Below are 20,250 nucleotides of genomic sequence, written 5' to 3' on the forward strand. Positions count from 1 at the left end.
TTTTTATTAATTATCTAAAGAAACAACCCCATAGCATGCGCTATCTTGCTGTGTCATATATGCCCACAACTGATTTCCATAGTCAAAATGCCACCACTCAGAGGGTAAGTTACTAAAACCTGCTGAAAGTATTGCCCAATATAAAATTCGACGGTTTTTACAAGCCACGTTATAGTCTTTTCTATCCTCTAAAGCATTTGTAAAACTCAATGGATGAATTTCATCAAACCCCGTCCCCATATCTAAAATATTTCCATGCTCGTCACATAAGGTGACATCGACAGATCCACCTGTTAAGTGTGGACTAGGTCTTAAGGGATCAATACTTGGTAAAGCTACAAACTGATCTAGCATTTCATGTTGTTCCATTGCACTCAAGTCATTATATTTTTTCTGAATTTCCGAATAAAAATTTTCTCGCAAATGTTTTTGAACCTCTACTGGTCTCCAACCATCTAAAATCATCAAGCATATTCCTTTAGGCAAAGCTTGACTGACTAAAACAAGTTTTTCTATCAAAGCTAATCGGACATAACATGTTGATAAAGCACCCTGTATATTTTCATAAAAATAAGCAGGATATGTCCAAATATGATGTGCTTTTAATATTTCAGTATTGATCAGTTCTTCATTAGATGCACAGATTCTTGTTTTAAACATATCATCCCAATTGATATGCTTCTGCATTGGAATATTTTTATAATACATATGTAGATGACATTTTTATGATGATTAAGTGCATAAGCATAGAACTGAATATTCTAGATGTAAATGACATAAAAAAGAGCCTCTTAAATAAGAAGCTCTTTCTGCACTAGAATACCTACAAACTATACAATAGAACCCGTTTGATAATGAGCCAATGGTACAGCAGTCGATTGCTGATATGGTGCTTTAAAATCATTTAGACCCGAAGCTGCTTCATGGATATCTTTGCCTTCTTTAATGACAAAACTATCAAATCCTGAGCGTTTTAAATAGTTTAATACATCTTTAAAGATATCGCCTACTGCTCTTAACTCACCTTTAAACCCTTGGCGACGTAAAAGTGCAGCAAAAGAATAACCTCGACCATCATTAAACCCTGCAAATTCAATGAAAATAGTATCTAATTCGCTTAATGGTAACTCGGTTGTTTCAGGAGAACTATCAACCGTCACTAGAAGTGCTTTTTTCCCTGATACTTGTCCCAATAAATCAAGCTGTTCAACCGTTAGAAGCACATCGCCCTGAGGAACAACAAGATCATCTGCTAAAAGTTGATAAGTATTTTCAACAATTTCACCATCTTTTAAAAGCACAGGTAATTCAATATTAGGCATATGCTCTCTCCTTAAACGGCGCAATTCCAACACGGCGATAAGTATCAATAAATGATTCTTCTGATTCACGTAAATCTAAATATGTGTTTAAGATTTCTTCTACAACATCAGGCACTGCTTCTGCAGCAAAAGAAGGTCCTAAGATATTACCAATCGAAGCATCATGATTTGAATTACCACCTAAGGTAATTTGGTAAAATTCAGCACCTTTTTTATCAACACCTAAAATACCAATATGCCCTACATGGTGATGACCACAAGCATTCATACAACCAGAAATATTTAAATCAAGCTTACCAATATTATAAATGGTATCTAAATCATCAAAACGGCGTGTAATTGCTTCTGAAATTGGAATTGATTTTGCATTTGCAAGTGAGCAGTAATCACCACCCGGGCAGCAAATAATATCTGTTAAGAACCCAATATGCGCACGTGCCATATTTGCTTTCTCTAACGTTTGCCATAACTCAAACAATTCACTTTGAGCAACATCAACCAATGAAATATTTTGTTCGTGTGTCGTTCTGAACTCACCAAATGTATATTTATCTGCAAGATCGGCAATAAACTGCATTTCTTCAGTCGTCATATCACCCGGTGCAATACCCGCACGCTTCAAGTTAATATTTACAATACGATAGCCTGCAACTTTATGCGCATGCGTATTTACATTAAACCATTGCTTAAATTTTGGATATTGAGCAAAGACTTCTGAGAAATCTTCATCTTTACGTGCTTCATACTCAAATGGTGTAAATACAGCATCCATTTTTTGCAATAAAGCAGGGTCAACTGTTAAATTTTCTTTAGTATATAAAAACTCTGCTTCAACTTTTTCAGCAAACACTTCAGGTGTCATTGCTTTAACAAGTATCTTAATACGTGCTTTGTATTTATTGTCACGACGACCATGTAAATTATATACACGCAGTACAGCATCTAAATAGGCAATCAGTTCTTCACGTGGTAGAAATTCACGAATGACACTACCAATCATTGGAGTACGCCCAAGACCACCACCGACTTTAACCTTATAGCCAACTTCACCTTGTGCATTTCTAACAATATAAACACCAATATCATGAAATGAAGCAGCAGCACGATCAGTCTCTTCTACAGCAGAAACAGCAATCTTAAATTTACGTGGTAAAAAAGCAAATTCAGGATGAAATGTACTCCACTGGCGGATGAGCTCACACGTAGGTCTAGGATCTGCAATTTCACCTGCAACCACCCCGGCATATTGGTCAGTGGTTGTATTACGAATACAGTTACCACTCGTTTGAATGGCATGCATCTGTACCGTTGCAAGCTCAGCTAAAATATCAGGCACATCTTCAAGTTCAGGCCAGTTTAACTGAATGTTTTGACGTGTAGAAATATGTGCATAACCACGGTCATATTGTTTAGAAATATCCGCAATCTTTCGTAACTGCTTAGTATTCATTAAACCATATGGTACTGCAATACGTAACATTGGCGCATAGCGCTGTACGTACAATCCATTTTGCAAACGCAAAGGACGATATTCATCTTCTGTCAGTGTACCATTCAAATAACGTTGTGTTTGGTCACGAAATTGTGCAACTCGTTCATCTACCAGTTGCTGATCGAAATCAGTATATAAATACATGGCGTTTAGCTAGTAATTTCAAGGTCTATGCTCATAGCATAGAATGATTTAACTCATCAACGAAATGCTTTTTTTGCATATTTAATAGCGGTTTTACTGATAACGCCAAAATTACATATAAAAAAGCCCAGTCGAAACTGGGCCTTTTTATTTAAAGTATATTATTTTGCATCTGGTAACGCATAAGCAACTAAGTAGTCACCCATTTTTGTACCAAATGAACCATGACCACCAGCCATGATTACAACATACTGTTTACCACCAATTTCATAAGTTAAAGGTGTTGCTTGTCCACCAGCTGGTAAACGTGCTTCCCATAACTTATCACCATTCGTAATGCTATACGCACGGATATAGTTATCTTGCGTACCTGCGATAAACATTAAGTTACCTGCAGTCGAAATTGAACCACCTAAACCAGGAACACCAATTTTAAGTGCTGGTAATTGGAATAATTTCGGTAAGCTATCACGAACTGTACCAATACGTTTTTTCCATGCAACTTGATGCGTATTTAAATCAACTGCTGCAACATAACCCCAACCTGGTTGTTTACATGGTAAACCAAGCGGTGATAAGAATGCAGAGATTTCAACACCATAAGGAACACCATACATCGGCTGCATACCAGCTTCTGTACCAGCACCTTTAGTTTCAACCTTACGATTTGGATCTTGTGGAATTAAACGAGTTACAAACGGCAATGCAAGTGGGTTTGTTAATGCAACCTGACGATCAGGGTTAACAGAAATACCACCCCATTCAAACACACCCAAGTTACCAGGGAATACTAATGTGCCATTTTCAGATGGTGGCGTATAGATACCTTGATAGTTCAATGTTTTGAAATAGATACGGCAATATAGCTGATCAAACATAGTGGCACCCCACATGTCTTTATCAGTTAGCTTGTCTTTTGGTGCTAAATCAATATCAGAGAACGGTTGTGTTGGAGAATAGAATTCGCCTTTTGTCGCTGGGCCAATTAAGATTTTCTGAGGTACTGGACGCTCAGTAATTGGAACAATAGCTTTACCATCACGACGGTCAAGAACAAATACATTACCTGTTTTTGTTGTTACATAAACTGCAGGAACAACATTACCAGCTTTATCTTTTGTATCTGCAAGTGTTGGTTGAGATGGAACATCCATATCCCACAAGTCATGATGTGTTGTTTGGAAGTGCCAGATTAACTTACCTGTTGTTGCATTTAATGCAAGTACAGAGTTTGCATAACGCTCTTTCAACTCGGTACGGTCTCCACCCCAAATGTCTGGTGTACCCACACCTGTTGGAATGTAAACGATATCTAGTTTTTCATCATAAGCAAGTGGAGCCCATGCATTTGGTGAGTTATGTACAAATGTTTGACCCGGTGCAGGAATTGCATTTGGATCTTGTGCACCTGTATCAAATGCCCATAGAAGTTTACCAGTATTTACATCATAACCACGAATTACACCAGATGGCTCTTTTGTAGAGAAGTTATCTGTTGTTGCACCCGCAATAATAATTGTAGTACCTGTAACAACTGGTGGAGATGTTGGGTTATAACCACCTGGGTATGGATAAGGCATATCTTTTTGAAGATCTACTTCACCATTTTTACCAAAGTCTGTACATGGCTTACCATTGTCAGCATTTACTGCAACTAAACGTCCATCATTTACAGGTAAAATAACTTTACGTGGACATTGAGTCGAGCTTGACTGCTTAAACTTCATACTTGTAGCAAATTCTTTCGTATTATTTTCATCATAATACGACACACCACGACAAGTTAAGTGTTGGAAAGTAATGTCTGATTTAAGCTTTGGATCAAAACGCCATTTTTCTTGACCAGTTTTCGGATCTAAAGCAACTAAATATTGGTGAGCTGTACAGAAGTACATGTTATCGCCAATTTTAATCGGTGTTACTTCATTTGTGATCTCGCCCGGATCATTTGCTGTTTTAAGATCACCAGTACGGAATACCCAAGCTTCTTTTAGGTCTTGAACATTTTTATCATTAATTTGTGTTAATGGAGAATAACGTTGACCATCTTGTGTACGACCGTATGCTGGCCAATCAGCATCTGCCACACCAGGAGTCGTTGTTGCTTGTGTTGGTTGAGCCGTTTTAATTTCACCATTAATTTCTTGTGGATCATTAAAAATTGAATAAACCATGACAACAATTGCAAATGCAAGCGTTGCTGCAAGTGCCATACGACTTGGTGCTTTTGGTTGCTGAATCCCATTTGTTACAGCAGGGATAAGCATCCAGATTCCAAGTACACCTAAAATATCAAGACGTGGTACCAATGCCCAAAAATCTGAACCGACTTCCCAAAGCCCCCAGATTGTTGTTCCTAGCATTAACACAGCATATACAAGATAAGATGCAATTGAACGACGGAATAACAAAATACCTGATGCCAATAACATCAGACCAGCGATAATATAGTAAAAAGAGCCGCCTAACACTGCTAGATAAGCACCAGCGCCTAGAACGACAAGTCCCAATACTGTCAGAATAAATGCAGTAAAGTTCCTCATTCCTGAACTCTTTGAGGGTTGATCCATAATCACCTCTAATTTCCGGCTTGAGCTAATTCGATAGGCACCAACGCCCATTTTAGTCCGAAGCCAACCATTTTATACAAATAGAACAAACCTTAATTACCCATACCACTTTGCAGATGAATAATTTAGGTTTGTTCAAATAAGTGCCCTTAAATCATTTTAAAGGCACAAGCTTAAAATTAAAATGCTGTGATGAGTTTAACGCCTCCCACCCAAGCATTATTACCATCTTTTAATGCACCAATATGACGGACATATTGAACATTTGGACGAACTGTTAACCAATTCGTAGGATGGAGACCATAGTAAAGTTCTGCATCATACTCGCTATCATAGCGTGCACCTGATTTGTGAATACGTGCAAAACCTAAAGCTATTTCGTCTTGTGGACGTGCATCAAAGAGGCCTGTATAGGTCAAGCCAATATTTTGCATATTTGATATTTGACTATCATCAATATTTTTTGTGTCATTATCAAAGAAAGATGTACTGAAAGAACCCGTCAATCCTCGACTTAGATCACCATGATGTGCTGTAAGTTGCTGTTTAGCTGAAATCCATGTGCTTTGTTTATGTGAAACACTTACATTTCGACTATTTTTGTCTACTGTACTATAAGAATACCCTAAACGATACTCACCAGGTAAGGCTTCTGTCGAAATCTTTGGTTGCCAAACCACTTCTACAGGAATAACCGCACCATCTGAACCGTCCGTACTTAAATTAAAGCCCTTTCCACGCTCTAAATTTTCAGGATTATGCTCAAAAGCACCTACCTGTACATATAAATTTGGCTCTACATTGTATTTTACACGTGCTGCCCATTGGCTTACAGGCCAATTGTACCATTGGTCACCTTCCCAGTTACCAACTTGTCCACCACATAACGCCAAGTTTTGAAAGTTACATTCAAAACTATTGAAATCTTCAGCCTCACCAAAACGACCCACTTTTATGTCTAGTGCTTGGTAAAAAAACTGCTTCTTAATCCATAAATCAGTTAAACGCCATGTTTGACCACGCCCCCAAACCTCTTGAACAGAACTAAGTTGTCCATTTAGTGCATCTGAAGTATTGGTAAGATTTTGCCCACTACGATGTGTAATCGTAAGTTGTGCTTGCGTGTCATTCCATCCAAGTATTTTACTTAGATCTAAATTTGCACCTAACTTAATTTGATCAGAATATGCCGTTCCATGACTTGACGAGTTTTTAGAGTCTAAAAGATTTGCAAGCTCACCCGTATATTCCAATGAGAAATCATATCCTTTTTGTTTTAATGCAGTCCTTTCTCCAGCCCAATCACCAAGCATATAAGGGCTTTTTGCATTAAACGCATCTTCTGCATGTACTTGAGTCAATCCTGACACCATCATTGTACATATAGATAAACGAAAGATTAATGAAGACATATCCATTTGTACATAACCTTTGTTGTTTTATTGAATAATATAGAATACTATTATTATTGTAACATTTGTTAAATATTTTGTTAAAACACTGAAATGTAATAATTTATTTATAACAAAAAACGATAAAAGAAACTAACTTATTAAATATCAATAACATATATTTTTTATTAACGAATATTAGACTCCCACATACATATATTTTTTTAATAGCATTAATAATAAAGCATTTACTCTATTTTAGACTTTTATGTTAAAATTAATATCAATCTGAGTTTCCACGATTAGAAATATATCCTTTCTAATACATGCTCTATAACTCAATAAACAGCTTTGCTGTCCAAAACAGCACGCAACATCTCTTTATACTTTCAATTATTGTCTAGGTTTATTATTTGTGAATATAAAAGCTATTGATGGGCTCAATGTCAGCCGCGATACAATTAGCATTTACTTTGTTAATGCTGCCCTCACAGGCGTAAAAAAACTCGGTATGGATGTTGAAACATTGCTTTCTCATGTGGGCATTGAAGCTGAACTATTAAAGCAAGCAAAAGCACGTATTTCTCCTGAGCAATATACTCGCTTTATTAAAATGCTTTGGATGGTAACTCAAGATGAGCATGCAGGCTTCTCTGCACAGCCACGTCGCTTAGGTACTTTTGCAATGATGTGTCAATTAATCATTCATGCAAAAACACTTAGAGAAGCTTTGGAACTATCTACACAGTTCTATAGACTTTTTGGAGATGACTGGTATATTGGTTTAGAACATGATAAGCACGAAGCACGATTCGTCCCATTTATTCCTAAAACAGATGATCCAAATCATTTCATGACCGAAAGTATGCTCATGATTTGGCATGGTCTTGCTTCATGGTTAATTGACCGCAGAATTCCTTTAGAACGTGTTCACTTTAACTACAGCAGACCTGAACAAGCAGATGAATATGATGCCCTATTCTTTGCACCTGTGATTCAATTTGATATGGCACGTACAGAAGTTACCTTTGCTGCTGACTATCTAGACCTTCCTATTCGTCAAAATACAGAAACATTAGAAGACTTTCTTAAAGTTGCACCTGCACAATTACTGGTTAAGTTCAAAAATACAAATTCACTTACATCACGTATCAGAGATGTGCTCAAAAGCCACATTGGTGAAGAAATGCCAACATTAAATGATGTTGCATCAATGCTCTACCTCTCTCCTCAAACCCTACGTAGACGTTTAGCATCAGAAGGTCGTAGTTACCAAGGCGTTAAAGATGCTCTTCGGAGAGATGCTGCAATTCATTTATTACTCCAACCTAAATTGACACTAGAAGATGTAGCACAACAAGTTGGTTTTAGTGAAACAAGTACGTTTCATAGAGCTTTTAAAAAGTGGACAGGTGTAACTCCAGGTCTTTACAGACAGTTACACGGTTCTTTATAAGAGATCATGATTATCCTTACAATACGTGAGGATAATCACATTTTTAAATATAATAATTCCCTTTAATTCAAGCAACTTACATTCAAAAAAAATAGAAAGATCACTTATTAAACAGCAAAAACAATTAAATAAGATATACTATGTATATATAAGGATTATTTCACAGTTTAAATATAACGACCATGGAGCGTCATTTCATATGCTGAATCGTAGGTTAACTTCTGCTATTGCACCTTTTTTCGCAGTAGCAATGTCTTTTTCTAGTCTTCAAACTGTTAGTGCAGCAACACCAGTCTCAACTACTCCTGTTTCTCAGGATAATATCCAAAAATCTGAGCAGTTACCTGCTTGGTGGAAACAAGCTGTATTTTATCAAATCTATCCAAGATCATTTAAGAACACCAACGGAAGTGGTGTTGGCGATATCAACGGAATTATTGAAAAACTAGATTATTTAAAAAATTTGGGTATAGATGCAATTTGGATCAATCCGCACTATGCATCACCAAATAAAGATAATGGCTATGATATCAGCGACTATCAAGACATTATGAAAGAATATGGGACGATGGAAGACTTCGACCGCCTTATTTCTGAAATGAAAAAGAGAAATATGCGCCTAATGGTCGACGTTGTGATCAACCATACAAGTGACCAACATCCTTGGTTTATTCAAAGTCAAAGTGGCAAAGATAACCCATACCGTGACTACTATTTCTGGAAAGATGGTAAAGATGGCAAAGAGCCAAATAACTATCCTTCATTCTTTGGTGGTTCAGCTTGGGAAAAAGATGCTAAATCTGACCAGTACTATTTGCATTACTTTGCAAAACAACAGCCTGACCTAAACTGGGACAACCCAAAAGTTAGACAAGACCTTTATAAAATGCTGAAATTCTGGCTAGATAAAGGTGTATCAGGTATGCGTATAGACACGGTTGCAACTATTTCTAAGATACCTGAATTTCCAGATCTTTCTGAAAATCAGAAAAAAGATTTTGATGAAGCATATACACAAGGCCCTAATCTGCACAAATACATTCATGAGATGAATAAAGAAGTTTTTTCCCATTACGATGTAGTGACTGCGGGTGAAATCTTTGGTGTTCCTGCAACAGACTCTATCCGTTTTACAGATCGTCGTCGTGAAGAGCTTAATATGGCTTTTACTTTTGATCTTATTCGTATTGATGTTGATCCAAAAGCAAAATGGCGTCGTACAGACTGGACTCTTTCTAAATTCCGTCAAACTGTAAATACTTCTGATAAGACAGCAGGTCAATATGGTTGGAATGCATTTTTCTTAGATAACCACGATAATCCGCGTGTTGTTTCTCACTTTGGTGATGACCGTCCAAAATGGCGCGTACCTTCAGCAAAAGCGCTTGCAACAGTAATTTTGACACAACGTGCAACACCTTTTATCTATCAAGGTACTGAATTGGGTATGACAAACTATCCATTCAAATCAATTGATGATTTTGATGATATTGGCGTAAAAGGTTCATGGAAAGATCTTGTAGAAACAGGTCAAGTCTCTAAAGAAGAGTTCTTAAAAGCAGCACGAGTTACAAGCCGTGATAATGCCCGTACACCATTCCAATGGGATGCAACAGAAAATGCAGGCTTTACTACAGGTAAACCATGGTTGAAAGTGAATCCAAATTACAAAGAAATTAATGCAGCAAGTCAAATAAATGATCCTGACTCTGTATTAAACTACTACCGTAAATTGATTCAACTTAGACATGACATCCCTGCACTCACTTACGGCGAGTATCATGACTTAGACCTGAATAATGATACGGTATATGCCTATACACGTATTGATGGCAATGAAAAGTACTTAGTTATTGTAAACTTTAAAGAAAATTCAGTGAATTACAAATTACCAGAAGATATTTCCATTCAATCTACTGTTGTAGAAAGCAATGCAAAATCTCCTATAGAACAAAATGCAACTTCAATTAAGTTAGCACCTTGGCAGTCTGGTATTTATAAACTTAATTAATTTTCAGTGACTTTAAAAAGCCTCATCTTTATGGGGCTTTTTTTATATCAATACATCTTTTCAAAAACATGCCAATCAAATAACTAAACTACATCAAACCCCTATCCCAAGGTAACGTACAATCTTTTTATAGAATAACTTTAGTTATCATTCATTTATTAAATATAAGTTTATTTTTCATATTGAAAACAAATAGTGGGAAAGTTATGATACAATCTGTAGATCAAATTCAAAAATCATCACAACTGCCAACTTGGTGGAAACAAGCTGTCTTTTACCAAGTATATCCACGCTCTTTTAAAAACACCAATGGCAGTGGCGTTGGAGATATTAATGGAATTATTGAAAAACTAGACTACTTAAAACAACTTGGTATTGATGCAATTTGGATTAACCCTCATTACGACTCTCCAAATACAGATAATGGCTACGACATCCGTAACTATGAAAAAATTATGGAAGAGTACGGCACAATGGAAGATTTCGACCGCCTAATCTCTGAAATGCAAAAACGTAATATGCGTTTAATGGTCGATGTTGTAATTAACCACTCAAGTGATCAACATGAATGGTTTGTCCAAAGTAGAAGCAGTAAAGATAACCCATACCGTGATTATTACTTTTGGAGAGATGAACCAAATAATTACCCTTCTTTCTTCGGAGGCTCTGCATGGACAAAAGACGATACCACAGGTCAATACTATCTCCACTACTTTGCAAAAGAGCAACCTGACTTAAATTGGGATAACCCAAAAGTTAGAGAAGACCTCTACAACATGCTACGCTTTTGGTTAGATAAAGGTGTTTCAGGCTTCCGTTTAGATACCGTCGCAACTTTCTCAAAAATACCAAACTTCCCTGAGTTCACACCTGAACAAGTCCTTAATTTTGATGAAGAATATACAAAAGGGCCTCACTTACATCAATACATTCGTGAAATTAATGAAAAAGTATTTTCTGAATACGATGTTGTTACCGCAGGTGAAATATTTGGTGTACCGACTGAAGAGTCTATTAAATTTACAGATCATCGCCGCAAAGAATTAAATATGGCATTCACATTCGATCTTGTAAGACTAGATGTAGACCATGCTGAAAAATGGCGTCGTAAGGACTGGACACTCCCTCATTTCAGAAAAATTATTCATGACTTACACCAAACCGCAGGTGAACATGGATGGAATGCATTTTTTCTAGACAACCACGATAATCCACGCGTTGTTTCACACTTTGGTGATGATCGCCCTGAATGGCGTGTTGCCTCTGCAAAAGCATTAGGAACGGTTATTCTCACTCAGCCTGCAACGCCATTTATCTACCAAGGTACAGAGTTAGGCATGACTAACTATCCATTCCAAACAATTGAAGATTTTGATGATATTGGTGTTACAGGTTTTTGGAAAGATTTAGTAGAAACAGGAAAAGTCCCTGCCGACAAGTTCCTTGAAGCATCTAAATATACATCGCGCGATAATGCACGCACGCCATTCCAATGGGATGATACAGAAAATGCGGGCTTTACCACAGGTACACCATGGTTGAAAGTCAATCCAAACTACAAAGAAATCAATGCTGCTCGTCAAGTGAATGATCCTGACTCCGTATTTAGCTACTACAAGTCACTTATTCAACTCAGACATGAAATACCAACTCTTACCTATGGTAGCTATCACGATTTAGACTTAAATCATGATTCAGTCTACGCATATACACGTATCGATGGTGATTATAAATATTTAGTTGTTGTGAACTTTAAAGACAGTGAAATAGATTACCCTCTGCCAGAGGATTTATCTATAGCCTCCACAGTCATTGAAAGCAGTGCTCAAAAGTCAGTTCAAAACAATGCAACAAGCCTTCAATTGGCACCTTGGCAATCAGGTATTTATCGACTGAATTAATCCAAAAAGCAGGCAACTTCTAAAGTTGCCTGCTTCACTTATACTCATAAAAAAATTAGATTAACAGCGACATCCTTCGCGTTGCTGATCAACAGTTTCATCTGCTAACAATCTTTCTAAACTATGGTTTTTAATGCCATACATTTCTTTTAATTTCTGTATTTGCTGTATAACTTTCTGATCAGGTTCAACAAAGTCCTGCTTTTTTACGGCTAAAATCATTTTATTTTTACTCGTATGCTCAAGTGCAACAAACTCAAATACTTTCGTTTCATAGCCATAAGCATTCAGTAAAAGCGCACGAATCGTATCTGTTAACATTTCTGCCTGCTGCCCTTGGTGAATACCATATTGCAACATAGGCTGTAAAACTTCAGGGCTTTGTAATTGTGGACGCAATTCCTTATGACAGCATGGTGCACACATAATCATAGATGCATTCAAACGTATACCACAATGAATCGCAAAATCTGTTGCAATATCACACGCATGTAAGGCAATCATGACATCTAAATGCTCAGGAGAATAACTGCGGACATCCCCTTGAAAAAAATCAAGTGCACTAAATGCATTTTTATCTGCCACTTTTTGACAAAAATCAACCAAATTATCTCTTAATTCAACACCCGTAATATGAGGACTCCAACCTTTTTGGCTCAAATAATCATACATCGCAAAGGTCAAATAACCTTTACCCGAACCGAAGTCCACAACATGCAATTGCTTATCTTTCATTTTAATTTGATCTAAAGCACTAGAGAAAGTTTCAATAAACTTATTAATCTGCTTCCACTTTCTTGCCATGCTTGGAATAACTTTACGCTGCTGATCTGTAATTCCTAAATCAGTTAAATACGCTTGATTCTGTTCAATATATCGATGCTTCTCTCGGTCATGGCTTGCATTTGAAACACGTACCTGTTGCTGTTTACTCTGTGTCAAAATTGCTTTCTTCTTGGCTTTTTTGAGTTGCCATTCGGCCTCAGCACCCCACAAGTTTGCCTGTTTCACATACTGAAGTTCGGTATAGATCTGAGACAAAGCTTCATCTACTGTATAGTTTTTTGTGACATCCTGTGTTTGATAACGATAAACTGCTGAAACCATCACCTGTTGCTGAATTTCAATTGTTCTAAAGCTCATTTTTTCAAGATGTGCTTCTGCGCCCTGATACTTACTTAAAACAAGACGCTCAAAAGCATTCTGATCGAATAACGCTTTCACTTGATAAAAAAACTGTTTTTCCTGCTCAGAAGCAAAATCTTGAACTACCATGACCACTACCTAAATAAAGTTACAAATCCATTTTAAATCTTCTTACTTTAAAAGCAAAATTGAATTAATATACAAGTGTATTTTTAATAATGTGGATGCTATGACAACAGATCAAATCTTAAACTATGATATCCAAGAAGAGCGCCTAAATGTTTTAACACATGGCTTAGGTGCTGCAATCGCAATTATTGCAAGCATTCAGCTCATTTTTAAAACATCATTTTTAACAGGTACAGGTTGGCTTAGTATTTGGGTATATTGCTTTGGTTTAATCTTCGTACTTTCTAGCTCTACCCTTTACCATTGGTCAAAAACACCAGAAGCAAGAAGATGGTATAAAAAGCTAGACCATACTGCTATTTACTACTTAATTGCAGGTACATATACACCACTTTTATACCTCAACATCCCAACACCCAAAGCTCATTATATTTTAATTGCTTTATGGGTCATGACTGCTATTGGCACGCTATTTAAAATATTTTTTGCACATCGTTTTGGAAAAGTATCACTCATTGCCTATATTACAATGGGATGGTTTGCTGTACTCATGTTTAATGATATGAGAACTTACCTCTCACCTGAATGTCTACAGCTACTTGTTATTGGTGGATTAGCTTATACGATTGGTGCTATTTTTTATGCACTAAAGAAAATTCGCTATACACATGCAATTTGGCATGTTTTTGTTTTATTAGGTGCAGGTGCCCATTTTCTTGCTATTTATAAATATACGATTCCTCACCATATATAAAAAAGGCTATCATTTGATAGCCTTTTTTTAAAGTATCTATTTTCTATAAACCCGTTAATAGAACTCTTGCAACTTCATTCATTAAAATTTCGGCAATATATAACGCTAAAAATGCAACCATTGGTGATAAGTCAATCATGCCCATATTTGGCATAATGCGACGAAATGGTGCAAGAAGTGGCTCTGCAAGTTCTTGTATTACTTCAATATATGGTGATCTAGACTGAGTAAACACAACTACCCAACTTAGAATAATCGTTGCAAAAATAAGATATCGACAGATACTAATTAAAGCTTGAATCATAGTTACAAAGGTATAAACCAATAAATACCATGCACTATAGGGAGGAGTGCCTGAGAGATACATCTCAGCAAAGTTTTTCAATAGGCATAACACGATAAGTAATGCAATTGCTGCAAGATTTACCCTGCCTTTAGCAACAGTTGGAAAAATACGACTAAATGTATCTACAAACTTTGTCGCCTTCATTGTTGCAAGTACAACTGGATTATATGGATTAACCATCGCCAACTGTATCAAGAACCTGCCAAATATCAATAAAATAACAGCATTCAGTAAGATGCTAAGAATTTGCGCACTGTTTGCACCCATAGATATTATGTCCTAACTTGATGATTTGGTACTTTCGCTAAGTCCTTGAGTTAGCGTTTGACTGCATTTTTGAGCTGCTGCGAGCGCAGTTTGGATACTTTGAGAAATCGACTCTCTGTCAAATACCTGTAATGCTGCTTCAGTTGCTCCATTTGGAGAAGTTACTTTCTTACGTAACTCTGCCGGAGAAAACCCACTACTAATTGCCATTTGAGCTGCGCCCAATGCAGTTTGTAGCGTTAATGCTGCCGCTGTCTTCTCATCTAACCCCATATTTTTTCCTGCACGAATCATACTTTCCATCATATAGAAAAAGTATGCTGGGCCAGAGCCTGAAATTGCAGTAACTGCGTCTAAGTCACTCTCAGCTTTAACCCAAATACAAAGCCCTGTCACAGCAAGTATTTTCGCACTAAGGTTTCTATCTACCTCATTCACATCTGCCGATGCAAATATACCATGTGCCCCTGTCTGAACCAATGCAGGAATATTTGGCATTGCCCTTACAATATTATATGTATTTGTAAGTTGTGCAAGTGTAGAAAGTGATGCACCTGCCACAATCGATATAATTAATTTATCTTTAAACAAATTTTTTAATGGCTCTAAAACAGATGCTAGCTCTTGTGGCTTTACTGCAAGAATTACAACGTCAACCCAATACAACATATCGGTACTTTCTTTAAAAATACTAATATCTTTTTCTTGGAGAACCTCTCGAACACTTTCGGAAGATTCTGCCACACAAATTTGCTCTCTCGGAAAACCATTGACCACAAGCCCCCCAATTAATGCTTGTGCAATGTTACCGCCACCAATAAAACCAATTTTATGATTTAATAATACGTCTATATCCATGTCTAACAATTAGCCTTCAAATTCTTCACAAGTTTTGGCTGCCACCCATTTTTTTCACAATATTTAGACTGTGCCAACCAAAAGCCTTGTGGTGTAAATACCCCTAAAATAACATCTTCAAATTGCAGAATTTGTACTCTATGCCTCAACCAAGGAAAAATTTTGGCAGATTGAATCGCTTTTTTAAGAGGCCAGTGACCTACACGACCATATAAATGTATTTTTTCGCCATTTATTTTGGCTCTTAAATATAGCTTTTTACCAAGCAAATCAGGACTTAGACCTATTTTTTGCTGCATAGTACATTCAAAGTTCCCTTGCAGAAGTTTTAACACAGTATTTTTATCTATGATTAGATCTTCTGAAGCGATAATATCAAAACGACTAGACAAATACTCTTTTTCCGTAAGCTGATATAACTTCCCTTGAAAACGAGTATACCAAAAAGGTGAAACAAATAAGGATGCTTGTGCGTCAGGTCGAGCATCAATTACTTCATGCTGAATACGTTTAACAGTATCTAGACTCGGACGATAACCATGATCGCCTTTCATCCAATAAGAAAGTAGCTGTTTTTGCCTTGCTAAAGAAAGTACTAAAAAATTTTCTAAATCTAATGTGTTATCAGAAATACATGATGCACTATCCATCTTAATTATTTCTTTTAAGATTTCATCAGCATCTTGCATCAACTCTGTTGTACGGCTCACTGCCGTTTGCATTTGAGGGAATCTACGCTGAATAACAGGCCAAAGCGTTGCTCTTGCCCAATTACGATCATACTGCTCATCAAAATTTGTAGGATCATCTACAAAAGGAATATTTTCTTGTTCTACCCACGTATGCAGCTGTTCTTTAGAAATATTAAGTAATGGTCGCCAAATAGATAATCCCAAACGCCGATCAATGGTCTTCATCGCAGATAAGCCACTAATACCCGCACCAGAAAATAAGCGTAGCAATAGAGTCTCAGCTTGATCTTGCTGATGATGGGCTAAAACCAGAATTTCATGACTATGACAATGTTTTTGAAATGCCCCATAGCGTGCATTTCTAGCTTGCAGCTCTAAATTTCCATCTTGCACAACAACAGATTGTGAAATATAGGGAATACTATTTTGATGGCAAAATTTTGCCACAAACTCACCCCAACCTTTACTTAAAGACTGTAATTGATGATCTATGTAAATTGCACGTACACGATGGGGGAAAAGTTTAGAAAATAGATACAGCAGTAGCATGGAATCCATGCCACCACTGCAACCTATAAGGAAATGATGTTTCGGAAAATAAAATTCCGCGTCTGCTAAGATACAATCCCTGGATTGTCGCTGCCAAACTTCATTAAACGTTGGTAACGTGCTTCGCATCTTTCATCAGCATCCATTGGTTGTAACTCAGCTAAAGTTTGGTTTAGAACCTCTTTCAAACTTTGCATCACTTGTTCAACATTAAGATGAGCACCTTCCCCCTCATCTATAACATGTTCAACAATTCCCATTTTCACAAGCTTATCTGCTGTTAGTGCCAATGCTTCACTTGCTTGCTCTGCTTTTTCTGCTGTTTTCCATAGAATAGAAGCACAGCCTTCTGGAGAAATTACAGAATAAATACTGTGTGAAAGCATAATTACACGGTCGGCAACACCAATACCTAATGCACCACCTGAACCACCTTCACCCAATACTGTTGCAATTACAGGTACTTTTAAGCTAGCAAGCTGTGCAAGACTTGTCGCAATTGCTTCCGCTTGTCCGCGTTCCTCTGCACCAATACCTGGGTAAGCACCCATTGTGTCAATAAATGTTAATACAGGTAGGTTAAAGCGCTCTGCTAAGTCTAAAAGACGCTGAGACTTACGATAACCTTCAGGGTTACACATACCAAAATTATGCTGTAAACGTTCTCTTGTTGAACGACCACGGTGTTGACCAACAACCATGACAGGTTTTCCATCAAAACGAGCTAAACCGCCAACCATTGCACCATCATCACCAAATAAGCGATCGCCGTGTAAGGTATCAAAGTCTTCAAAAAGCTCATTGGCATAATCTAAAAACTGTGGACGTTCTGGATGACGTGCAATTTGCACTGTTTTCCATGCTTTCGTTTGAGCCGATTTATTTTTCATAGGTCGAATATTATCCTTAAATTAACTAAATCGAGTTAATCGATAAATTTTTCCGACTGAATGATCAAATCAATGTCCCAATGCTTAAATTGCGTTTGCTCATCATGCAGATCTGCAACCAGTAATGGCCATTGTTTCGCATCGCCAGAAACAGTGAGTTGCCATTGTTGCTCATTCAATACCTTCAATTCAATGGCAGGAAGCATCTCATCGCTACGACTATGATTTAGTAAAACTGCTAAACGAAGTAATAAGCACAGATAAACAAGTGACATACTACCTGCTTTTAGCGTTTCATTTTTTGCTTCATTTTTAATCTTACGACGGTGGTGAGCAACAAGTTCAGACAAATGGTTCTGATCAATTTGCGAGAAACCAGGAATATCTGAGTGTTGTAGTAAATATGCACCATGACGGTGATAACCACCATGACTAATCGCTAAACCAATTTCATGCAAATAAGCTGCGCGTCTTAGTAAGTCACTGTCTTCATTCGTTAAATTCAGAGATTCTTGTACATTATCAAACAAATGTTGTGCTGTTTTTACAACTCGCTCTGCTTGTTTTACATCCGCACCATAACGTCCTACTAAAGCCTGAACACTACGATCTCGAATATCTTCATGTTTAAATCGACCCAATAAGTCGTACATGACACCTTCTCTTAATGCACCATCAGAGAACATTAAGCGATCAATTTCCATGACTTCAAAAATTGCATAGAGAATTGCAAGCCCAGCTGGCAAAACTGCTCGTCTATCTTCTTTTAACCCATCAAAATCTAAGTCCGAAACGTGTTTATATTTTAGAAGCTTATCTTTTAATTTCTCTAAACCTTCACGCGTAATACTTTCTTGTTCATCACTCAGCCCCATATTAATCATAATTTGGCGACAAGCTTTAATTGTACCGCTCGAACCAACAGCCGTATCCCAGCCCTCAGCACGGTATACATTTGCAATTGCTGTTAATTCTTTACATGCAGCAACAAATGCTTTTTGGAAATTCTTATGTGAAATATCACCATTTGCAAAGAAACGGTTGGTAAAAACAACACATCCCATTTGCAATGACTCGGTATGTATTGGTTCAAACTCTTCACCAATAATAAACTCAGTTGAGCCACCGCCAATATCAACGACTAAACGACGACCACCGTTTGCCATAGTATGGGAAACACCCAAATAGATTAATCTTGCTTCTTCTCTACCAGCAATAATTTCAATAGGCTTTGGTAAAATTTCAGCAGCTTTTTGCATAAACTCATGGCCATTTTTTGCTTGGCGCAATGCATTCGTTGCAACAATACGCAATCTATTTGGCTGTACCGAACTTAGACGTCCAACAAAACGTGCCAAACATGCCAGTCCACGCTGTTGCGCTGCTTCTGTTAAATTTTCATCTTCATCCAATCCAGCAGCTAATTGTACTTTTTCTGACATGGACACTACTTTTTTTACTTCACCGTGATCAACACGTGCGATCGCTAAGTGAAAACTATTAGATCCCATATCAATTGCTGCTAGCAATTCCTCATCTATCAGAAAATCGGACATCGTGCAAAAAAACTCAAAATGAATTGTTACTTAGAGTAATCCACTCTCTTTAGATTGAAAAGTGCTTTTGCGATGCAAAATCATGTTTTTTACTCTTTATTCGATAGTTCAGAGTAATAAAATATATCGTTAATCCCTGTTAGACAGATAACTTTTAACCCATTAAAGTCATATTAAATAACTATACGCTTGAAAATTGCTGTGTAATACTTATATATAACCACAGCAATAAAACTAATCTGGAGTCATTCGATGTCAAACCTTGTAAACACAACAGATGCCGACTTTAAAGCAGATGTTCTTGAATCTGAAACACCTGTACTTGTAGACTTTTGGGCTGCTTGGTGTGGTCCATGTAAAGCTATCGCACCTGTACTTGAAGATTTATCTCGTGAATACGATGGTAAAGTAAAAATTGTAAAAGTGGATGTAACAAACTGCGAAGAAACAGCAGTAAACTACAATATCCGTAATATTCCTGCACTTTTACTCTTTAAAGATGGTGAAGTTGTTGCCCAACAAGTAGGCGCTGTGCCACGCTCAAAACTAGCTTCATTCATTGACGAAAATATTTAATCTGCGATAACCATAAATACGCCATCAATTTGGCGTATTTATTTTCTTAAAAAATTGACAATTAATGCTCAGTCACTTATATTTTAACTCTAAGAAAGATGCAGCAACAAAATTCGCTACACTTTTTCTGAAAAGATACAACACATAAGATCGCCGTTCGGCAAAGCAATTGTTTAATTTTCTCTTCAAAACAATTAACC

At 37.0% G+C, this 20,250-nt stretch carries 16 protein-coding genes; 5 read left to right on the plus strand and 11 right to left on the minus strand.

Going from position 1 to position 20,250, the window contains the following annotated elements; translation table 11 throughout:
* Positions 1-6: 6 nt before the first annotated feature.
* From P256_RS04995 to P256_RS05015, 5 genes are all read right to left on the minus strand, one after another.
* A complete protein-coding gene (locus tag P256_RS04995; RefSeq protein WP_171068504.1) occupies positions 7-660 on the minus strand; it encodes a M15 family metallopeptidase in 654 nt (217 codons plus the stop codon).
* Positions 661-830: 170 nt separating this feature from the next.
* Positions 831-1,322 (minus strand): DUF934 domain-containing protein, encoded by a 492-nt coding sequence (locus tag P256_RS05000; RefSeq protein WP_023272597.1) that lies wholly within the window; start codon positions 1,320-1,322, stop codon positions 831-833.
* Positions 1,315-2,958 (minus strand): nitrite/sulfite reductase, encoded by a 1,644-nt coding sequence (locus P256_RS05005; RefSeq protein WP_023272598.1) that lies wholly within the window; start codon positions 2,956-2,958, stop codon positions 1,315-1,317. The genes P256_RS05000 and P256_RS05005 overlap by 8 nt, the downstream gene beginning before the upstream one ends.
* 161 nt (positions 2,959-3,119) lie before the next feature.
* Positions 3,120-5,528, minus strand: coding sequence for a glucose/quinate/shikimate family membrane-bound PQQ-dependent dehydrogenase (locus tag P256_RS05010; protein ID WP_040331652.1), 2,409 nt, complete (start codon positions 5,526-5,528; stop codon positions 3,120-3,122).
* Between the two features lie 179 nt (positions 5,529-5,707).
* Positions 5,708-6,940, minus strand: a complete 1,233-nt coding sequence (locus P256_RS05015) for a carbohydrate porin (protein WP_155756746.1) — start codon at positions 6,938-6,940, stop codon at positions 5,708-5,710.
* Positions 6,941-7,349: 409 nt separating this feature from the next.
* Between P256_RS05015 and P256_RS05020 the strand changes: the two genes are divergently transcribed.
* From P256_RS05020 to P256_RS05030, 3 genes are all read left to right on the plus strand, one after another.
* Entirely contained in the window at positions 7,350-8,375 is a 1,026-nt protein-coding gene (locus tag P256_RS05020; RefSeq protein WP_407637981.1) for an AraC family transcriptional regulator, read from the plus strand.
* A 199-nt stretch (positions 8,376-8,574) separates the two neighbouring features.
* Positions 8,575-10,386: a glycoside hydrolase family 13 protein gene (locus P256_RS05025; RefSeq protein WP_023272602.1), complete on the plus strand. Its 1,812-nt coding sequence runs from the start codon at positions 8,575-8,577 to the stop codon at positions 10,384-10,386.
* 206 nt (positions 10,387-10,592) lie between these two features.
* Positions 10,593-12,287 (plus strand): glycoside hydrolase family 13 protein, encoded by a 1,695-nt coding sequence (locus P256_RS05030; protein WP_023272603.1) that lies wholly within the window; start codon positions 10,593-10,595, stop codon positions 12,285-12,287.
* Positions 12,288-12,347: 60 nt separating this feature from the next.
* Here P256_RS05030 and P256_RS05035 read toward each other — a convergent pair whose 3' ends face one another.
* Positions 12,348-13,562 carry a class I SAM-dependent methyltransferase gene (locus tag P256_RS05035; protein WP_023272604.1) on the minus strand — a complete coding sequence of 405 codons (1,215 nt, stop codon included), beginning with the start codon at positions 13,560-13,562 and terminating at the stop codon, positions 12,348-12,350.
* Between the two features lie 100 nt (positions 13,563-13,662).
* Between P256_RS05035 and trhA the strand changes: the two genes are divergently transcribed.
* Complete coding sequence (gene trhA / locus P256_RS05040; protein ID WP_023272605.1) at positions 13,663-14,316, plus strand: PAQR family membrane homeostasis protein TrhA; 654 nt, start codon at positions 13,663-13,665, stop codon at positions 14,314-14,316.
* Positions 14,317-14,359: 43 nt separating this feature from the next.
* Here the strand turns inward: trhA and P256_RS05045 are convergent, their stop codons facing one another.
* Genes P256_RS05045 through ppx form a run of 5 tightly spaced genes read right to left on the minus strand, consistent with a single transcriptional unit; the run spans position 14,360 to position 19,474 of the window.
* The gene (locus tag P256_RS05045; protein WP_023272606.1) at positions 14,360-14,929 is read right to left on the minus strand and encodes a YggT family protein; all 570 of its coding nucleotides are present in this window, start codon (positions 14,927-14,929) and stop codon (positions 14,360-14,362) included.
* 12 nt (positions 14,930-14,941) lie between these two features.
* The gene (proC, locus tag P256_RS05050; protein WP_155756747.1) at positions 14,942-15,781 is read right to left on the minus strand and encodes a pyrroline-5-carboxylate reductase; all 840 of its coding nucleotides are present in this window, start codon (positions 15,779-15,781) and stop codon (positions 14,942-14,944) included.
* Between the two features lie 8 nt (positions 15,782-15,789).
* On the minus strand, positions 15,790-17,157 hold the full coding sequence (gene tilS, locus P256_RS05055) for a tRNA lysidine(34) synthetase TilS (protein ID WP_081401720.1): 1,368 nt from the start codon (positions 17,155-17,157) through the stop codon (positions 15,790-15,792).
* Positions 17,094-17,918: an acetyl-CoA carboxylase carboxyltransferase subunit alpha gene (locus P256_RS05060; RefSeq protein WP_023272609.1), complete on the minus strand. Its 825-nt coding sequence runs from the start codon at positions 17,916-17,918 to the stop codon at positions 17,094-17,096. Before P256_RS05060 ends, tilS begins: the two co-directional genes overlap by 64 nt.
* A gap of 35 nt (positions 17,919-17,953) precedes the next feature.
* Positions 17,954-19,474 (minus strand): exopolyphosphatase, encoded by a 1,521-nt coding sequence (gene ppx, locus P256_RS05065; RefSeq protein WP_023272610.1) that lies wholly within the window; start codon positions 19,472-19,474, stop codon positions 17,954-17,956.
* A gap of 252 nt (positions 19,475-19,726) precedes the next feature.
* Here ppx and trxA point away from each other — a divergent pair, with 252 nt between their 5' ends.
* Complete coding sequence (gene trxA, locus P256_RS05070) at positions 19,727-20,050, plus strand: thioredoxin (protein ID WP_023272611.1); 324 nt, start codon at positions 19,727-19,729, stop codon at positions 20,048-20,050.
* Positions 20,051-20,250: the final 200 nt, after the last annotated feature.

The organism is Acinetobacter nectaris CIP 110549 (assembly GCF_000488215.1).
Classification (GTDB): domain Bacteria; phylum Pseudomonadota; class Gammaproteobacteria; order Pseudomonadales; family Moraxellaceae; genus Acinetobacter; species Acinetobacter nectaris.

Excerpts from the sequence above, each read along its gene's own strand:
- P256_RS04995 (WP_171068504.1), bottom strand. The coding sequence starts at position 660 with ATGTTTAAAACAAGAATCTGTGCATCTAATGAAGAACTGATCAATACT.
- P256_RS05000 (WP_023272597.1), bottom strand. The coding sequence starts at position 1,322 with ATGCCTAATATTGAATTACCTGTGCTTTTAAAAGATGGTGAAATTGTT.
- P256_RS05005 (WP_023272598.1), bottom strand. The coding sequence starts at position 2,958 with ATGTATTTATATACTGATTTCGATCAGCAACTGGTAGATGAACGAGTT.
- P256_RS05010 (WP_040331652.1), bottom strand. The coding sequence starts at position 5,528 with ATGGATCAACCCTCAAAGAGTTCAGGAATGAGGAACTTTACTGCATTT.
- P256_RS05015 (WP_155756746.1), bottom strand. The coding sequence starts at position 6,940 with ATGTCTTCATTAATCTTTCGTTTATCTATATGTACAATGATGGTGTCA.
- P256_RS05025 (WP_023272602.1), top strand. The coding sequence starts at position 8,575 with ATGCTGAATCGTAGGTTAACTTCTGCTATTGCACCTTTTTTCGCAGTA.
- P256_RS05030 (WP_023272603.1), top strand. The coding sequence starts at position 10,593 with ATGATACAATCTGTAGATCAAATTCAAAAATCATCACAACTGCCAACT.
- P256_RS05035 (WP_023272604.1), bottom strand. The coding sequence starts at position 13,562 with ATGGTAGTTCAAGATTTTGCTTCTGAGCAGGAAAAACAGTTTTTTTAT.
- trhA (WP_023272605.1), top strand. The coding sequence starts at position 13,663 with ATGACAACAGATCAAATCTTAAACTATGATATCCAAGAAGAGCGCCTA.
- P256_RS05045 (WP_023272606.1), bottom strand. The coding sequence starts at position 14,929 with ATGGGTGCAAACAGTGCGCAAATTCTTAGCATCTTACTGAATGCTGTT.
- tilS (WP_081401720.1), bottom strand. The coding sequence starts at position 17,157 with ATGCGAAGCACGTTACCAACGTTTAATGAAGTTTGGCAGCGACAATCC.
- P256_RS05060 (WP_023272609.1), bottom strand. The coding sequence starts at position 17,918 with ATGAAAAATAAATCGGCTCAAACGAAAGCATGGAAAACAGTGCAAATT.
- ppx (WP_023272610.1), bottom strand. The coding sequence starts at position 19,474 with ATGTCCGATTTTCTGATAGATGAGGAATTGCTAGCAGCAATTGATATG.
- trxA (WP_023272611.1), top strand. The coding sequence starts at position 19,727 with ATGTCAAACCTTGTAAACACAACAGATGCCGACTTTAAAGCAGATGTT.